The organism is Pedobacter namyangjuensis, assembly GCF_003313325.1.
Lineage (GTDB): Bacteria > Bacteroidota > Bacteroidia > Sphingobacteriales > Sphingobacteriaceae > Pedobacter > Pedobacter namyangjuensis.
Genome location: NZ_QMHQ01000004.1, coordinates 242,163 through 257,713, shown reverse-complemented (window position 1 = coordinate 257,713; position 15,551 = coordinate 242,163). Strand labels below are relative to the sequence as shown.

Sequence of the window (15,551 nt, the reverse complement as noted above, 5' to 3'; positions counted from 1 at the left end):
AATAATATAAAATTATGGTAGAGGTAAGACCAGACGAAGTTTCGGCAATTATCAGACAGCAATTGGCGGGCTTTAAATCAGAAGCTGAGCTTGAAGAAGTTGGTACCGTTTTGCAAGTGGGCGATGGTATTGCTCGTGTTTACGGCTTAACTAAAGTTCAGAGTGGTGAGCTTGTTGAGTTTGCAAATGGCTTGCAAGGTATTGTATTAAACCTTGAAGAGGATAACGTGGGTGTGGTTTTGTTAGGCCCATCAGACGAGATCAAAGAAGGTGATACAATTAAACGTACTAAAAAAATTGCTTCGATTAAAGTTGGCGAAGGCATGTTGGGTCGTGTGGTAAACACGCTTGGCGAACCTATTGACGGTAAAGGACCAATTTTAGGCGAAACTTATGAGATGCCTTTGGAGCGTAAAGCACCAGGTGTAATCTATCGTCAGCCGGTTACTGAACCTTTACAAACTGGTATTAAAGCTATTGATGCGATGATTCCAATTGGTCGTGGTCAGCGTGAGTTGGTTATTGGCGATCGTCAGATTGGTAAAACTGCGGTTTGTATCGATACCATCATCAATCAAAAAGAATTTTACGAAGCAGGTAATCCTGTATTCTGTATTTATGTAGCTTGTGGACAAAAAGCAAGTACAGTTGCAAACGTTGTACGTACTTTAGAAGAGAACGGTGCAATGGCTTACACTGTTGTTGTTGCTGCTTCGGCTGCAGAACCTGCTCCATTGCAGTTTTACGCTCCTTTTGCTGGTGCAGCAATTGGCGAGTTTTTCCGTGATACTGGTAGACCAGCTTTAATTGTTTATGATGATTTATCTAAACAAGCTGTTGCTTACCGTGAGGTTTCATTGTTGTTAAAACGTCCTCCAGGTCGTGAGGCTTATCCGGGTGACGTTTTCTACCTACACAGCCGTTTGTTAGAAAGAGCTGCAAAAATCAACTCTAACGATGATATTGCTAAAAACATGAACGATTTGCCAGAGTCGTTAAAAGGTATTGTTAAAGGTGGTGGTTCATTAACTGCTTTACCAATTATCGAAACTCAAGCTGGTGACGTTTCTGCATATATTCCAACTAACGTAATTTCGATTACTGATGGTCAGATTTTCTTAGAGTCTAACTTGTTTAACTCAGGTGTTCGTCCGGCAATTAACGTAGGTATCTCTGTATCTCGTGTGGGTGGTAACGCTCAAATTAAATCGATGAAAAAAGTAGCTGGTACTTTAAAATTAGATCAGGCTCAATACCGCGAGTTAGAGGCTTTCTCTAAATTCGGTTCTGATTTAGATGCTGCTACAAAATCTGTATTAGATAAAGGTGCACGTAACGTAGAAATGTTAAAACAAGCGCAATTCTCGCCATTTACTGTAGAGAAACAAGTTGCTATCGTTTATTTAGGTACTAAAAACTTAATGCGCTCTGTTCCTGTAAACAAAGTGAAAGAATTCGAAGTGGAGTTTTTACAAGCGTTAGAATTGCGTCACCCAGAGACTTTAAAAGCTTTAAAAGCTGGTAAGTTAGATGATGCAGTAGAGGTTTTAGAAACTGTAGCGAAAGAGATTTCAAGTAAATACTAACTGAGATTTGAGAAGTTAGATATGAGATATGAGAGTTGACTTAGTCTGGCGTCTCATATCTCACATCTGCAATTGAGAAAATAGATAAGAGATATGAGATTGAGCGTTTATCGTTTCACATCTCACATCTCACATCTCACATCTAATATAAAATGGCTAATTTAAAAGAAGTAAGAATTCGTATATCATCGGTGCAATCTACCCAGCAGATTACCAAGGCCATGAAAATGGTTTCGGCTGCTAAGTTAAAGCGTGCTACCAATGCTATTATTCAATTACGTCCGTATGCTACTAAATTGAAAGAGATTTTAGGAAATCTTTCTGCAAGTTTAGAAGGTTCGTCATCTCCATTTATTCAGGAACGTGAACCTAATAAAGTGTTGGTGGTTACTGTATCATCAAACCGTGGTTTGGCTGGTGCTTTTAACATGAACGTAATTAAAACCACCAATAATTTAATAGCCGAAAAATACAGCGAACAGCTTAAAAACGGAAAAGTGAGCATTGTTGCTATCGGTAAAAAATCTCAGGATTTTTATGAGAAACGCAACTACAATGTTATTGGTAATAACAATGATGTTTACAGTGCATTATCTTTTGAAAATGTATCTAAAATTACCGATGCTATTATGGCTGGTTTTGAAAAAGGCGAGTTTGATAGGGTTGAATTAGTTTACAATAGATTTAAAAATGCTGCTGTACAAATTTTAACTACAGAGCAGTTATTGCCTTTGCCTAAAGCAGAGCCTGTAGCTAAAGAAAAAGCATCAAACGTAGATTATATCTTAGAGCCAAACCAAGAAAAAATCGTAACAGAGTTGATTCCTAAATCAATCAAAATTCAATTGTATAAAGCGGTATTAGATTCTCATGCTTCTGAACATGGTGCTCGTATGACGTCTATGGATAAGGCTACTGAAAATGCTGGTGATTTATTAAAAGCATTAAAATTATCTTATAACCAAGCTCGTCAGGCTGCAATTACAACCGAATTAACTGAGATTGTAAGTGGTGCTGCTGCGTTGAATGGATAAACCTGTAGATCTCCTAAAAGGGGACTTAAAAATACAAACCCTTTATCTTAGTTGATAAAGGGTTTTTTAATGAGTAGACATTCCTTAATCCAAAATTATTATGATTATTTTGTAATGTTTCTATTGTTTTCATCATCAAGTAAATCTAAATCAATGAAAAAATACCTGTTAATATTAACATTTGGCATATTGCCGATATTAGGGTTCGCACAAAAAACGCCAGAAAGAGATTATATCAATGCTGTACTTTGGCAACAACAAAGTGGTGAATATAGAGCATTGGCTTTTCAAGCGTATAACTTTGCTAAACTATCCTTAAAAGAAGCTTTGTGGGAGCAAGCAAACGGCAAACCAAATTGCGTTATTGTAGATGCTGACGAGACAATTTTAGATAACTCTCCATTTCAAGGACATGAGATTAGAAAAGGGGTTAGTTATGTGCAAAAAGACTGGACAGGATGGACGGCTTTAGGCCAAGCAGACACTGTTCCTGGAGCCTTAGCCTTTCTAAGGTTTGCTGCTAGTAAAGGCGTGGAAACTTTTTATGTTACCAATAGAGATGAAGCTGATAGGGAAGGAACGGTAAAAAATCTAAAGAAGTTCGGTTTTCCTAACGTAGATGATAAACACATTTTATTAAAGTCAACCACTTCGGATAAAGAAACTCGCAGACAAGAAATATTAAAAAACTACAATATACTTTTGCTGTGTGGAGATAATTTAAGCGATTTCTCTAATGTTTTTTACCGAGAAGGGAAGGATACTAAAACGGAAGTTGATAAAGCACAACAGCTATTTGGCACTAAGTTTATTGTATTGCCAAACCCAATGTATGGCGATTGGGAGAAGCTTTTATACAATGGAGATAAGCTTACGGAACAGGACAGAGCTAAACAAAGATTAAACAAACTTAAAAGTTACTAAATTGTTGGTTTAATTACCTATTAATATTACTTTTGTGCAATTACAATTTAAAATCTAATTAAGATGAATCAAGCTGAAGAAAGAGAAAGAAGCATGGAAACTGCTAATCAGTCGTCAATTTACATGATGATAACTGTTGGAGTTATTGTAAGCGTTATAGGCGTGTTTTTACGTTTTGCTTTCGACTCAACAATGCTTTCAATTGCTTCTTGGGTAATCCTTTTTATCGGAGCATTTATTTGCTGTAAAGCGGTTTTTAAGATTCTAGACGCAAAATAGTTTAATCAAAATATTTTTCTAAAGTCCGTTTCGTACCCCGAAACGGACTTTTCTTTTTTTGTAGCATTTCTGTTACGTGTAAGTATTTTAGGTTACTTCTCCATCATATTGGCATTAAGCAATACCGGCCGGTACAATAATTAATAACTCAGCTATTAATAAGAAATTTCTATGTACAAAGCTCAAATAACTGGCTTTTGCTGTGGATTTCTGCAACCTAAAACCAAAGGAAATGAAAAAGAATTTGTTTTGTATCGCCATAGTTATAATCTTGTTTGGCTGTAACGCCGATAAGAAAGAAAGTTACGCAGATGGGGCAAGTCAGGAAGTAGTTTTGACAGATCAATCTGCAACCGACACCTTAGCAACACCCAAAATTATTAAAACTGCAGGCATGCAGTTTAGGGTAAAAGATGTACAGCAAGCTAAAGAAACGTTATCCTCTCATTTAAAATCTCAAGGTGGCACGGTAATAGAATTTTCTATACAAAGCCATATCCAAGAAAGTACAAAGGTTGCTTACAGCCTCGATTCACTTAAAGAGATAAGCTCTTATAGAAAAACCGGCATGCTTGTAGCTAAAGTTCCATCAGATAAGTTAGATGAGTTTACTAATACGGTTGCTAAAATGGCGGTATTTGTAGATAGTCAGGATATGAAACTTGATGACCAGAGCATAGCTTATTTAGCTAATAAATTGAAAGCGCAAAATAGGACAGAGGCCATTAAACAAATAAATAAAACGGCCACCAGAAAATCTAATAATGTAGAAACCTCATTATATGTAAAAGACGGTTTGGTGGATAAAAAGATAGAAAACATAAGTATTGACGATCGTGTAAAGTTTAGCACTATCACACTAAGCTTTTATCAAAATAATACCATACAGACTCATATTATAGCTAACGATAACCTGTACAATTACAAGCCCGGCTTCTTTAAACGTTTGGGCTTAAACTTAATTGATGGCTGGAATTATTTTAAAGAATTGATTCTCGTTCTGTCGCATTTGTGGATGTTTTTTATAGCCGGATTTGCTGTGTTCTTTGGAGTTAAGTATTACCTGAGAAGCAAAAACAAACCACAAAATATCTCTAAGTAGCGTAAAACCTGTGGCGCTTTTTAACCGATAGTCCCGCTAACACTACAATCTTTTGTTACCCAATAAGCGGAAAAAAGCTTATTGGGTTTCCACAAAAGTATTTTCGTTATATCGGGGCTATTTTACACTGTTAATTTGCTATTGGCAGGTTTGCCAAGGCGTAAAACCATTGTTCTTAAACCCGATAGAGCTAAATAGCCCGCAATCCCGATTTTATCGGGAGAGGACTATGGGCGATAGCGGGACTGCAGTACCTATGAAATAATGTACGTTCATTTTCAAAAAAAAGCTTTTCAAAAAGTTCGACCGGTTGGTAATGTAGATTGATAAAATTAACATTTAAACCTATAGAGAAGATTTTTTGATATTCTTAGTTTTTCTTTTGCCTTATGCGATAATTACTTCGTTTATGGCTTGGTTGTGCAAAAGAAACGTTTAATAAACAAAGCTTTTACTTTTATAATGACGGCTATATTCTTTTTTGCTTTTCCTTTTGTGTTTTACTTAATCCGTTTCTTGTTGTCTTGTACAAAGGCATCCCAACCAGAGTAAGATTTTTTGCTTCCCGCTGAAGTGTTAATTCTTTGAAAAGAATGGCAAACCGCTACGGCTAAGCCATCTGTAGCATCTAAAAATTCTGGTGTTTCTTTAAAATTCAATAACCGTTGAAGCATTAGAGCTACTTGCTCTTTACTTGCTGTGCCTTTTCCGGTAATAGATTGTTTTATTTTACGTGGTGCATATTCAGTTACCGAAATATTTCTAGACAAAGCGGCCGCCATTGCAATGCCTTGTGCCCTGCCTAATTTTAACATTACCTGAATATTTTTACCATAAAAGGGAGCTTCAATTGCTAAAACATCTGGTTTATATTCATCAATTAAGCTCATGGTTTTTTCGAAAATGCGTTGGAGTTTTAAAAAATGATCGTCTAAATGATCCATCCTAACAATACCCATCGTAACCAATTCTATCTTGCTACCTTTCTCTAAAACAACACCATAACCCATAATTGCAGTACCTGGATCTATACCCATAATTACTCGCTCTTTTTTTTCAGCCAACATTAACACAATATTAAGCATATTTGCAGTTCAAAAGCGCAAAAAATTGACAACAGGATTCAAAAAATCACTTTCCATAATTTTAAAAATTGCAATAGTACTTTTTGCCTTTTGGTTTATCTATATAAAACTCATTGCTAATAACGATTTAAAGAAATTTGTTTCCTTATTGCAAACCATGCCCTCAACACAAATATGGCTTGCAATAGGTTCCGTTGTTTTGCTCATGTTGGTAAATTGGGGCTTAGAAGCAATTAAATGGCAACGGTTAATTAAACAAATAGAACCAATAAGACTTTGGCTTGCTATAGAATCTGTTTTTTGCGGCTTAACCTGGGCTGTATTTACTCCAAACCGTCTGGGCGAATACGGAGGCAGAGTTTTTTTTCTATCGCCTAAAAGACGAATAGTTGGTATTGTAGCCATGGCAGTAGGAAATATTGGTCAGCTGGTTTTAACAAACATTTTTGGCGCCATTGCAATTTGCATTTTTGTATATCGGTTTGTACCCATAGAAACAAGTTTATATTTGGCAATTTGCGCTATCGCGATAGCATTTTGCCTATTCTTTATCGTCTTTTACTTTAATATAAAATGGCTAAACGGCATTTTGCTTTCTATGCGTTTTACCAGAAAATATAAAAAGTTCTACGCAATTTTAGCTCGATATAAAAAAGCAGAACTGTTTAAAATACTTATGTTTTGTTTGGCAAGATATGCTGTATTTAGCACCCAATATTTTATTATGTTTCTTTGGCTGATCCCAAGCATCAACTTTTTAGACATTATGATGCTGGTAAGCATTCTGTTTTTTGTTCAATCATCTTTACCCTCTTTAGATTTATTGGATATTGGGATTAGAAGTGTTACCGGTTTGTTCTTTTTCAAATACGTAACCGATCAAAATACAGCGGTAGTAGCATGTATTGCAAGTATTTGGCTAATCAATATTATTATTCCTGCTATATTAGGATCTTATTTCGTTTTTAAATTAAATTTCTTTGGAAGTACTAAGCGCAGTTAATTATTTTTCGGTCTTTTTAACCCTGATATATGTTTTTGTTATTGCTACATTTATAAGGGGTTGGGCAAAAATAAACCGGTTTAAAGTTGTAGGAAATGCTCCGGCAACAATGGTTTCGGTAATTATTGCAGCTCGAAACGAAGAAGTTTTGATCGGAAAAACAATAGAAGATATTTTAGCTCAAGACTATGAAAAATCACTCGTAGAAATTATTGTTATAGACGATCATTCTACAGATCGCACTTCTGAAATCATTCGTTCTTTTGCAGATCGTGGTGTAAAGCTTATTGTTTTAAATGAACCTAATGCCCTAAACTCATACAAGAAAAAAGCCATACAGACGGCTATAGGCGAGGCAAGTGGAAAATTGATTGTAACTACTGATGCCGATTGCCGAATGGGCCCGAATTGGCTAAAAACTATTGTTTCTTGCTATGAAACCAATGGTTATAAGATGATTTCTTCGCCTGTGGCTTATTTTGAAGAAAAAAGTGTGTTTGAGAAAATGCAAACGCTAGAGTTTTCTTATTTAATAGGTTTAGGCGCATCTACCATTGGAAATAATAATCCGAGTACTTGCAATGGAGCTAATTTAGCTTACGAGCGAGATGCCTTTTTTGAAGTTGGCGGTTTTACAGGTATAGATGATTTGGCTTCTGGAGATGATGAACTGTTATTGCATAAAATGGCTGCACTTTATGATAAGAAAATAGGTTTTCTAAAAAATGAAGACGCTATTGTTTACACGCATGCAAAACCAACCTTAGGCGATTTTATTTCGCAACGAAAAAGATGGGCATCTAAAAGTACTAGGTATAAAGATAAATCGGTAATTATTTTAGGTGTAAGCATTTGGCTTTTTAACGTTAGCATAATCCTTAATGGTATTTTGGCGATTATCTTCCCTGCAAGCGAAACAGTACATTTTTTAGTATTCCAATTGATATTTAAACTGGGAATGGAATTAACTTTTTTAAGTACCATTACCAAGTTTTTTAGAAGAAGACAATTATTAGTCCTAACGCCGATAATTTCAATTTTACATATTATTTATATTGTTTACATTGGCATAGCCGGAAATTCTGGGAAATACAACTGGAAAGGTCGCGTGGTAAAGTAAGAAATGAGTAGCAACAGCCCATCTAAAAAAATATGGAAACGTTTTAAACGCAACAAGCTCGCCTTTGGCGGACTTGTGTTTATTTTGCTGATGGTGTTAATAGGCGTTTTAGGTTACTTAATTACACCAGATAGTACACCTTATGCAAATAACCAAAGCTTACAGATTAGCAAAGAAAAGCCGGGTGCGAAATTCAAATTCTTAATTGTTCAACGCTATAATAATGTGGCAGACGTTGGTTTTTTTGGGAAAATGATCTACGGCCAACCTGCCAAATTTAAAAGTGTGCCCATAACATCGTACAAAATTGTTAACGAACAAGTTTTAGCTTACGAGTATATTGGCGAGGAGAAAAATACAACACCAACAGTTTACAAGCTTCGTGAGCTTTGTGCCAGCTGCATGTTGCCTAGTAAGTTGGGTAATACTCAAATGCTTTTCGAAATGAAAAATATTTATGAGCAAACTTTTTGGTTAGGCACAGATATTTACGGCCGAGATCTGTTAAGCAGGCTCATTCTTGGCATTCGCGTTTCATTGTCGGTAGGGTTAATGGCAGTGCTAATTTCTTTGTTTATAGGGGTAAGTTTAGGAGCAATTGCCGGTTATTTTGGCGGTAAAACCGATGCTTTAATCAGCTGGTTTATGAACGTAGTTTGGTCCTTGCCATCTTTACTGCTCGTTATTGCCATATCTTTTGCTTTAGGAAAGGGATTCTGGCAAATTTTTATTGCGGTGGGCCTTTCAACTTGGGTAGATGTAGCTCGTTTAGTTCGTGGACAGGTAATGTCGCTAAAAGAAGTTGAATTTGTAGAAGCATCAAAAGCTTTAGGATTTTCTACCACTAGAACAATTGTAAAGCACATTTTGCCCAACATTGCCGGACCAATTTTGGTAGTTGCATCAGCAAATTTCGCTTCGGCAATTTTGTTAGAAACCGGGTTAAGCTTTTTAGGTTTTGGCGCACAACCGCCCATGCCAAGTTGGGGAACAATGATTAAGGAACATTATGGCTATATCATTATGGATGCCGCTTACCTAGCCATTTTACCCGGTTTGGCCATTATGTTAACCGTTTATGCCTTTAATGTTTTAGCAATTGGTTTACGTGATGCTTTTGACGTTAAAGGGCAGAACACAAGCGTTTAGATTATCAAATCAGCGTTTCTAATAAAATCATTAACTTTGCAAAGTGCTAATCAATTGCTACCATACAGAATTAGTTGAAGCCGGATGCGATGAAGCCGGTAGAGGTTGCCTTGCCGGTCCGGTTGTTGCTGCTGCCGTAATTTTGCCCAAAGATTTTTACTTAGAAGGACTAAACGATTCGAAAAAGCTAAATCATAAACAAAGAGATTTAATGCGCCCAATAATTGAGCAGCAAGCCCTTGCTTGGGGAGTTGGTTTCGTAGATCACGAGGAAATCGACCAGATAAATATTTTAAATGCATCGTTTCTGGCTATGCATCGGGCAATCGAAAAATTGTCTATTCTTCCGCAACACTTGGTTATTGATGGCAATCGATTCAAAAAGTACAACGATATTCCGCATTGTTGCATAATAAAAGGCGACGGAAAATACCTAAATATCGCGGCAGCATCTGTTTTGGCAAAAACACACCGAGATGAATATATGGATACATTGGCTACAGATTTTCCACATTACAATTGGCAAAGCAACAAAGGTTACCCAACAATTGCGCATAGGAAAGCCGTTATGGAAATTGGGATGTCGCCATATCACCGTAAAACTTTTAACGTTAGCGATCCTCAGCTTTTAATTTCTTTCACAGAAGAAGTATAATTAGTAATTTCAGGGCATGAAACTGCTCATGCTTTCTCATCAGGTACCATTTCCGCCAAATAGTGGCTATCCAATTGTGGTGTATAATACCATTAAAGGCTTGCTAAAATTAGGGGTAGAAGTTACTTTGTTTAGCATTAATCCTTATAAAGAGAAAACGGATGTAGATGATATCTATGATCCAATTTTTGAGAAAATAGATTTTCATTCTTATAATATCGATACGGAAGTAAATATTTGGGGAGCATTTTTTAATATTTTCAGCAACCAATCTTACAATGTTTCTAGGTTTTTTGATGATGAAGCTGCCAAAGTATTAGAAAATATTTTACGCGAAAGGGATTTTGACGTTATCCAATTCGAAGGTATTTATGTTGTGCCGTATTTAGAAACGGTTAAAGAACATAGTAAAGCAAAGCTGATTTATAGAGCACACAACATTGCATTTGATGTTTGGGAACGCTTGGCTTTGAGAGAACGATTTACACCGCGTAGAGTGTATCTAGAATTTTTATCGAGAAGATTAAAGGTTTACGAAACCGAACAGATTAACAGATTTCACCAAGTATTTGCCATAAGCGAACCAGATAGGCACAGTATTTTACGCATGGGCTGCCAAACCAGATTGGATGTTTTTCCCGTAGCTATTGATTTTGAAAAATATAACATAGATAACACAAAAACCAGCTTTCCAACACTTTTCCACCTTGGTGCAATGGATTGGCGCCCAAATAAAGAAGGTTTAGAATGGTTTTTAGATGAAATTTGGCCTGATATAGAAACGCTTAACCGAGAGTTGAGATTTTATATTGCTGGTAAAAATATGCAAAAGCAGTTTTTTGATTACGACTCAGATAACTTGATTGTGGAGGGAGAAGTTTTTGACGCTGTTGAATTTATGAACTCGAAAGCAATAATGATTGTGCCTTTGCTTTCTGCTAGCGGTATGCGTGTTAAAATTATAGAGGGAATGGCTATGCAGAAGTGTATCATAGCAACCAGCATGGCGGCCGAAGGAATTAACTACAAAAACGGTAAGGATATTCTGATTGCAAACACATCAGACGAGTTTTACCGTGCAATTTTGCAATGTATAACACAGCCTAATAAGTGGCAAGAAATAGGAGCAAACGCTCGCAAAACTGCCGAAAGAGACCACGAGATAAATAGTAATGCAAAGCGGATGTTAAATATTTACGAAAAATTAATTCTTGCATAATGACTTACAAACTAAACATAGTTTTTTTCTGCTGCGCAGTGTTTTTGTTTAGTGGTTGCCTTAGTCTTCCGGATAATGATATGGCAGAGTCGAAAGAGAATTTGGAGAACCTAATTTCAGATGCGGAGAATCAGATAGATGTAGAATTTAGTTTGAAGCCTACTACAGTAATTCCAAAAAATGATTTCGATGAAAAGGACTATCGTAATTTCACTGATCAGCAAAATAAATACCTCTCTGAAGATGAATTTATTTCAGCCGTAAAAAAAGATTTCTTTTTAGCATCCCAATTCGGGAAACCAAAAAGTGCAGTATCAATATCACTTAATTTAATAAATGTAAAGGAGTTATTAGGCTTAGATTTAAGTATAGATGAAGTTTACGAAAATGCGCCAAAATTTACACCAAATGTCTTGCATTTTTGGGATGGTACGGTGGCAAGTGCAAACTATAATGCTTCGCCTGCAAATGATGAATTGGAATACAATCATTTTTTAATTGATGCTAGCAAGCCAATTAGAAACATTGATTTTGATGTGTGGTTTAAAAACTATAAAAGTACCGGTTATCGGTTAGATCTTTCAAAACCTAAAATTAAAGTAGGTAACAGCTGGCTGGAAATTAAAAGTAACGAGGCGGGTGAGGTAAAAATAAACTATCCTAAAGCTTTGGCTAATAGGGTTGCAGAAGTACAAGGATTTTATAAAGATGGCAGGGCACTCAGAAAATCTGGCAGTACGGCGTATTCTATTTCGTCTAAAGCTACAGTTGCGTGGTTAAAGGAAGCATTGCCGGTTTACAAAAAGGCTGTGGAGGAAATTGATCACGAACGCCTAAGAGCGCCTCAAGCTTTAAAATCTTTCTTGGCGGAAAAGTTGCCGAAAAAGCCAGCAGATACCAACACAATAGAATTCTCCAAACATTTTTTCTCAGGTCCTGTAGCATACGTAACGGTATATATACGCGACGAAAAACCAACCAATACTTTAAGAAAAGTTACTGTAAACTTGCTTAAAGAGCGAGAAGAAATTGGTAAAGAAGGATATTTTGTAGCTGTTGACGACGCCAAACAATTAAGCGGTATTGTTGATGTGCAAGGAAATTGGATCATCAATCCAACTTACGATAAAATTGATGCGATGGGAGATGGCAAGTTTAATGTACGGGAGGGTAGAATTGGTACGCCGAGAAAATTGGATGTAAAAAATAGAAAGTTTATTGATTTATTGCCCTAACTAACTTAATTATATTTAGCGTAGGACGAATTCCGGAGTGAATAATAGTTATTTATCGATTTTTGAATAAACTATCAATGCTGTATTTGTAGTTATTAAAAATACTCAACAAAAAACAAGCTGCAGCGCCAGTCCAAACAGAATAATCAAATGGTGCTTTAATGCCTACGCTAATTGACATTAAAAATGCAAAAGCAGTTAATAATAAGCCAGAAATTATTGCAGCAAACTTTGTTTTAAAACCTAGTATTAAAAACAAGGCTAAAATTATTTCTAATGCAGTAGCTATTATGGCTAACACTTCTCCAATACTTGCAGGTACAAAAAAGTTAAGCGTATTAGAATAATTAACAAAATTTTGCCAATTGCCCCAGCTCACACCACTTTCTCCGGATTTTCCCCAAAACCCAAATCTATCTGCAGTAGCAGATAAAAAAGAAAAAGCCAGTGCAATGCGTAAAAAGAACTGTGCGTAATTAGCAGATTTTGATTCCATTTGGTTAAATTATACTTCTTTGGTTACAAATTACTTAAACTGGTTTAAGAATTTTTATCTCTTGCATTTAGCTATTAATGTTCTAACCACTTTGGTTTTTGTGTTAAAATTTGTTGATGCGTTGGGCAATTTAAATCATGTGCTCCAGGCAAATATCCTGTACTCATTAAAAATTCGTTAACAATTTCTCCTCCAGTAAACTTAAAAGTCTTTTTAAAAAGTTTTATCCATTCGTCCTTAGTTTTTGGATGATGTTCGTCTAACCAGTTTTTAAACGAACCATGTTTTTTTTGAATATCCAAAATGGTTTTAGCATTTTCTATTGCAGCATTTACTTTTAGTTTGTTTCTAATAATTCCTGCATCGGCTAAAAGCCTCTCTCTATCTTTTTCTGTGTAAGACGCCACTTTTTTGATATCGAAATTATCAAAGGCTTTTCTGAAACTGCTCTCTTTTTTAAGGATAGTTTCCCAACTTAATCCGGCTTGGTTAATTTCTAAAATCAACCTGCAAAACAGTTCATTGTCGTTATCTATGGGGAAGCCGTAAAGCTTATCGTGGTAAGCCTTGTGCAGTTCTCGTCTGTCGCCAGACATGTTATTAATTGCTGTGCAGTATGACATGTTGTTGCTTTATTAATATTTTGGGGATAAGAATTACGGACTAGAAATCTGGAATAACGCATATTTGATAAATTGCTATTGCAACTGTACATAGCAACAAAACCTTTGTTATCTAAACCCGATTGCAGCGAAATCCTTTTTTGCTGTCATCCTGAGCTTGTGGAAGGGCAAAAAAGATTGAAGCGGAAAGCGGGACTAAAATTGCGATGAAATTCTGCCGGTCGTTTTCAAGTTATGCAAATCGTTTCTATAATTATTACTAACCACAAAAGAACAAATGATGAGCTAATTGCAAAAGTTGCGAACTATTTTTTAAAGCTTTTTAAGAGCGAATCTTCTTCGGCAGTTTTAAGTGATACAACTTTGTCTAATTGTGTATTTGGTATGGTCATAGATAAAACGTATTGCTGAATTTTCCATTTACCATCTTGTTTAACCACTACGCCAGAGCCTCGGCAAATTTTCATTTGAGTGCTTACCAATTCTTCAAACCAAGCAATATCTTGATGGGCACCGAAATAAATATTCCTTTTAACTGTGGTAAAATTCCAAGTTGTTTTTTTGTCGAAATAAGGCTTTGCCCAATCTTTAAAAGATTGTTTGTTCCAGTTTTCGGTAGCATCTGTTCCGTTATAAGTGGCATCTTCGGTATAATAACTAAAATATTTTTCGAGGTCGGCATTAGCGGCTGCAGCATTTAAAGAGTCTAAAAGCTGTGCTATTTCAGTTTTGCTTGATTTTATTTGGGCTTCTGTTGGCGGAGTGGTAGTTGCATTTTCATTTGCCTTTTGGGTGCACGAAAAAAACAAAGCGATAATAGAGGAAATAGCTAATAGGGTAATTTTTGCTTTCATAAAACGGGTGTTTAGATTAATTTTTACAAGTTAGCAAATTGTGCTAAAATCATTGGGCTATTCTTAGTATTTTTGCCCACCAAATATCTAAAATCCATAAAATGAAGAATACCGCATTAACAGAAAAACATATTTCATTAGGCGCTAAAATGGTGCCATTTGCAGGTTATAACATGCCTGTTACTTACGAAGGCATTAATGCAGAACATGCAACCGTTAGGAGTGCTGTTGGTGTTTTTGATGTGAGCCACATGGGCGAATTTATTTTGAAAGGCGAAAATGCCTTAGATTTAATTCAACGTGTTACCAGTAATGATGCTTCTAAGCTAATTGATGGTAAAGTGCAGTATTCTTGTTTGCCAAATGAAGATGGCGGTATTGTAGACGATTTGTTGGTTTACCGTATTGACGAGAAAACCTACATGTTGGTTGTTAATGCGAGCAATATTGATAAAGATTGGGAATGGATTAAGAAATACAATACAGCGAACGTAGAGATGCACAACATTTCTGATAAGACTTCGTTATTGGCAGTTCAAGGTCCGAAAGCGGCAGATGCTTTGCAGAGCTTAACCGACATTGATTTAGGATCGATGGAATATTACACTTTTAAGAAAGGAACGTTTGCAGGAATAGATAACGTAGTTGTTTCTGCAACTGGTTACACCGGAGCTGGCGGCTTTGAAGTTTATTTTGATAACGAGCATGCAGATAAAATGTGGGAGGCAATTTTTAGCGCAGGTGCAGAATATGGTATTAAACCAATTGGTTTAGCAGCTCGTGATACGTTGCGTTTGGAAATGGGTTTCTGTTTATACGGTAATGATATTGATGATACTACCTCGCCAATTGAAGCTGGTTTAGGATGGATTACCAAATTTACCAAGCCATTTACTAATTCTGAAGCTTTGCAGGCGCAAAAGGAGGCTGGGGTAACACGCAAACTGGTTGGCTTTGAAATGATTGATAGAGGTATTCCTCGTCACGATTATCAAATTGTTGATGCACAAGGTAAAGTAATTGGTAAAGTTACTTCTGGTACCCAATCGCCATCGTTGCAAAAAGCTATTGGTATGGGATATGTAGCTAAAGAATTTGCCAAAGAAGGCACAGAAATTTTTGTTGAAATTAGAAACACGAAAATTAAGGCTAAAGTAGTTAAGTTTCCTTTTTATAAATAATACTTT

General features: G+C 36.1%; 16 protein-coding genes. 12 read left to right on the top strand and 4 right to left on the bottom strand.

The features are described from left to right. Positions 1 to 14 precede the first annotated feature (14 nt). The 5 genes from atpA to DUT69_RS16840 all read left to right on the top strand — a co-directional run bounded on the left by atpA (position 15) and on the right by DUT69_RS16840 (position 4,925). Positions 15 to 1,586, top strand: coding sequence for a F0F1 ATP synthase subunit alpha (gene atpA, locus DUT69_RS16860; protein ID WP_113654428.1), 1,572 nt, complete (start codon positions 15 to 17; stop codon positions 1,584 to 1,586). Between the two features lie 152 nt (positions 1,587 to 1,738). Then, positions 1,739 to 2,620 carry an ATP synthase F1 subunit gamma gene (atpG, locus tag DUT69_RS16855; RefSeq protein ID WP_113654427.1) on the top strand — a complete coding sequence of 294 codons (882 nt, stop codon included), beginning with the start codon at positions 1,739 to 1,741 and terminating at the stop codon, positions 2,618 to 2,620. Between the two features lie 153 nt (positions 2,621 to 2,773). Continuing rightward, a complete protein-coding gene (locus DUT69_RS16850; RefSeq protein WP_113654426.1) occupies positions 2,774 to 3,544 on the top strand; it encodes a 5'-nucleotidase, lipoprotein e(P4) family in 771 nt (256 codons plus the stop codon). A 63-nt stretch (positions 3,545 to 3,607) separates the two neighbouring features. Further along, a complete protein-coding gene (locus DUT69_RS16845; protein ID WP_113654425.1) occupies positions 3,608 to 3,823 on the top strand; it encodes a hypothetical protein in 216 nt (71 codons plus the stop codon). Between the two features lie 232 nt (positions 3,824 to 4,055). Next, positions 4,056 to 4,925, top strand: a complete 870-nt coding sequence (locus tag DUT69_RS16840; protein WP_113654424.1) for a DUF4349 domain-containing protein — start codon at positions 4,056 to 4,058, stop codon at positions 4,923 to 4,925. Positions 4,926 to 5,425: 500 nt separating this feature from the next. On the opposite strand, the gene ruvC is transcribed toward DUT69_RS16840, so the two are convergent. After that, positions 5,426 to 5,992, bottom strand: a complete 567-nt coding sequence (gene ruvC / locus DUT69_RS16835; RefSeq protein WP_113654584.1) for a crossover junction endodeoxyribonuclease RuvC — start codon at positions 5,990 to 5,992, stop codon at positions 5,426 to 5,428. 43 nt (positions 5,993 to 6,035) lie between these two features. Between ruvC and DUT69_RS16830 the strand changes: the two genes are divergently transcribed. Genes DUT69_RS16830 through DUT69_RS16805 form a run of 6 tightly spaced genes read left to right on the top strand, consistent with a single transcriptional unit; the run spans position 6,036 to position 12,391 of the window. After that, positions 6,036 to 7,013, top strand: coding sequence for a hypothetical protein (locus DUT69_RS16830; protein ID WP_113654423.1), 978 nt, complete (start codon positions 6,036 to 6,038; stop codon positions 7,011 to 7,013). Beyond that, complete coding sequence (locus DUT69_RS16825) at positions 6,991 to 8,133, top strand: glycosyltransferase family 2 protein (RefSeq protein ID WP_113654422.1); 1,143 nt, start codon at positions 6,991 to 6,993, stop codon at positions 8,131 to 8,133. Before DUT69_RS16830 ends, DUT69_RS16825 begins: the two co-directional genes overlap by 23 nt. Positions 8,134 to 8,136: 3 nt before the next feature. Then, positions 8,137 to 9,282 (top strand): ABC transporter permease, encoded by a 1,146-nt coding sequence (locus DUT69_RS16820; RefSeq protein WP_113654421.1) that lies wholly within the window; start codon positions 8,137 to 8,139, stop codon positions 9,280 to 9,282. Between the two features lie 43 nt (positions 9,283 to 9,325). Continuing rightward, positions 9,326 to 9,937, top strand: coding sequence for a ribonuclease HII (locus tag DUT69_RS16815; RefSeq protein WP_113654420.1), 612 nt, complete (start codon positions 9,326 to 9,328; stop codon positions 9,935 to 9,937). 16 nt (positions 9,938 to 9,953) lie between these two features. Further along, the gene (locus tag DUT69_RS16810) at positions 9,954 to 11,156 is read left to right on the top strand and encodes a glycosyltransferase family 4 protein (protein WP_113654419.1); all 1,203 of its coding nucleotides are present in this window, start codon (positions 9,954 to 9,956) and stop codon (positions 11,154 to 11,156) included. Then, positions 11,156 to 12,391 (top strand): WG repeat-containing protein, encoded by a 1,236-nt coding sequence (locus DUT69_RS16805; protein WP_113654418.1) that lies wholly within the window; start codon positions 11,156 to 11,158, stop codon positions 12,389 to 12,391. Before DUT69_RS16810 ends, DUT69_RS16805 begins: the two co-directional genes overlap by 1 nt. Before the next feature lie 52 nt (positions 12,392 to 12,443). On the opposite strand, the gene DUT69_RS16800 is transcribed toward DUT69_RS16805, so the two are convergent. From DUT69_RS16800 to DUT69_RS16790, 3 genes are all read right to left on the bottom strand, one after another. After that, entirely contained in the window at positions 12,444 to 12,887 is a 444-nt protein-coding gene (locus tag DUT69_RS16800) for a DoxX family protein (protein WP_113654417.1), read from the bottom strand. A gap of 74 nt (positions 12,888 to 12,961) precedes the next feature. Continuing rightward, entirely contained in the window at positions 12,962 to 13,510 is a 549-nt protein-coding gene (locus DUT69_RS16795; RefSeq protein WP_113654416.1) for a DNA-3-methyladenine glycosylase I, read from the bottom strand. Positions 13,511 to 13,815: 305 nt separating this feature from the next. Next, positions 13,816 to 14,364, bottom strand: coding sequence for a nuclear transport factor 2 family protein (locus DUT69_RS16790; protein ID WP_113654415.1), 549 nt, complete (start codon positions 14,362 to 14,364; stop codon positions 13,816 to 13,818). A 101-nt stretch (positions 14,365 to 14,465) separates the two neighbouring features. Between DUT69_RS16790 and gcvT the strand changes: the two genes are divergently transcribed. Continuing rightward, entirely contained in the window at positions 14,466 to 15,545 is a 1,080-nt protein-coding gene (gene gcvT / locus DUT69_RS16785) for a glycine cleavage system aminomethyltransferase GcvT (protein ID WP_113654414.1), read from the top strand. The last annotated feature ends 6 nt before the right edge of the window (positions 15,546 to 15,551 follow it).

Excerpts from the sequence above, each read along its gene's own strand:
- atpA (WP_113654428.1), top strand. The coding sequence starts at position 15 with ATGGTAGAGGTAAGACCAGACGAAGTTTCGGCAATTATCAGACAGCAA.
- atpG (WP_113654427.1), top strand. The coding sequence starts at position 1,739 with ATGGCTAATTTAAAAGAAGTAAGAATTCGTATATCATCGGTGCAATCT.
- DUT69_RS16850 (WP_113654426.1), top strand. The coding sequence starts at position 2,774 with ATGAAAAAATACCTGTTAATATTAACATTTGGCATATTGCCGATATTA.
- DUT69_RS16845 (WP_113654425.1), top strand. The coding sequence starts at position 3,608 with ATGAATCAAGCTGAAGAAAGAGAAAGAAGCATGGAAACTGCTAATCAG.
- DUT69_RS16840 (WP_113654424.1), top strand. The coding sequence starts at position 4,056 with ATGAAAAAGAATTTGTTTTGTATCGCCATAGTTATAATCTTGTTTGGC.
- ruvC (WP_113654584.1), bottom strand. The coding sequence starts at position 5,992 with ATGTTGGCTGAAAAAAAAGAGCGAGTAATTATGGGTATAGATCCAGGT.
- DUT69_RS16820 (WP_113654421.1), top strand. The coding sequence starts at position 8,137 with ATGAGTAGCAACAGCCCATCTAAAAAAATATGGAAACGTTTTAAACGC.
- DUT69_RS16810 (WP_113654419.1), top strand. The coding sequence starts at position 9,954 with ATGAAACTGCTCATGCTTTCTCATCAGGTACCATTTCCGCCAAATAGT.
- DUT69_RS16805 (WP_113654418.1), top strand. The coding sequence starts at position 11,156 with ATGACTTACAAACTAAACATAGTTTTTTTCTGCTGCGCAGTGTTTTTG.
- DUT69_RS16800 (WP_113654417.1), bottom strand. The coding sequence starts at position 12,887 with ATGGAATCAAAATCTGCTAATTACGCACAGTTCTTTTTACGCATTGCA.
- DUT69_RS16795 (WP_113654416.1), bottom strand. The coding sequence starts at position 13,510 with ATGTCATACTGCACAGCAATTAATAACATGTCTGGCGACAGACGAGAA.
- DUT69_RS16790 (WP_113654415.1), bottom strand. The coding sequence starts at position 14,364 with ATGAAAGCAAAAATTACCCTATTAGCTATTTCCTCTATTATCGCTTTG.
- gcvT (WP_113654414.1), top strand. The coding sequence starts at position 14,466 with ATGAAGAATACCGCATTAACAGAAAAACATATTTCATTAGGCGCTAAA.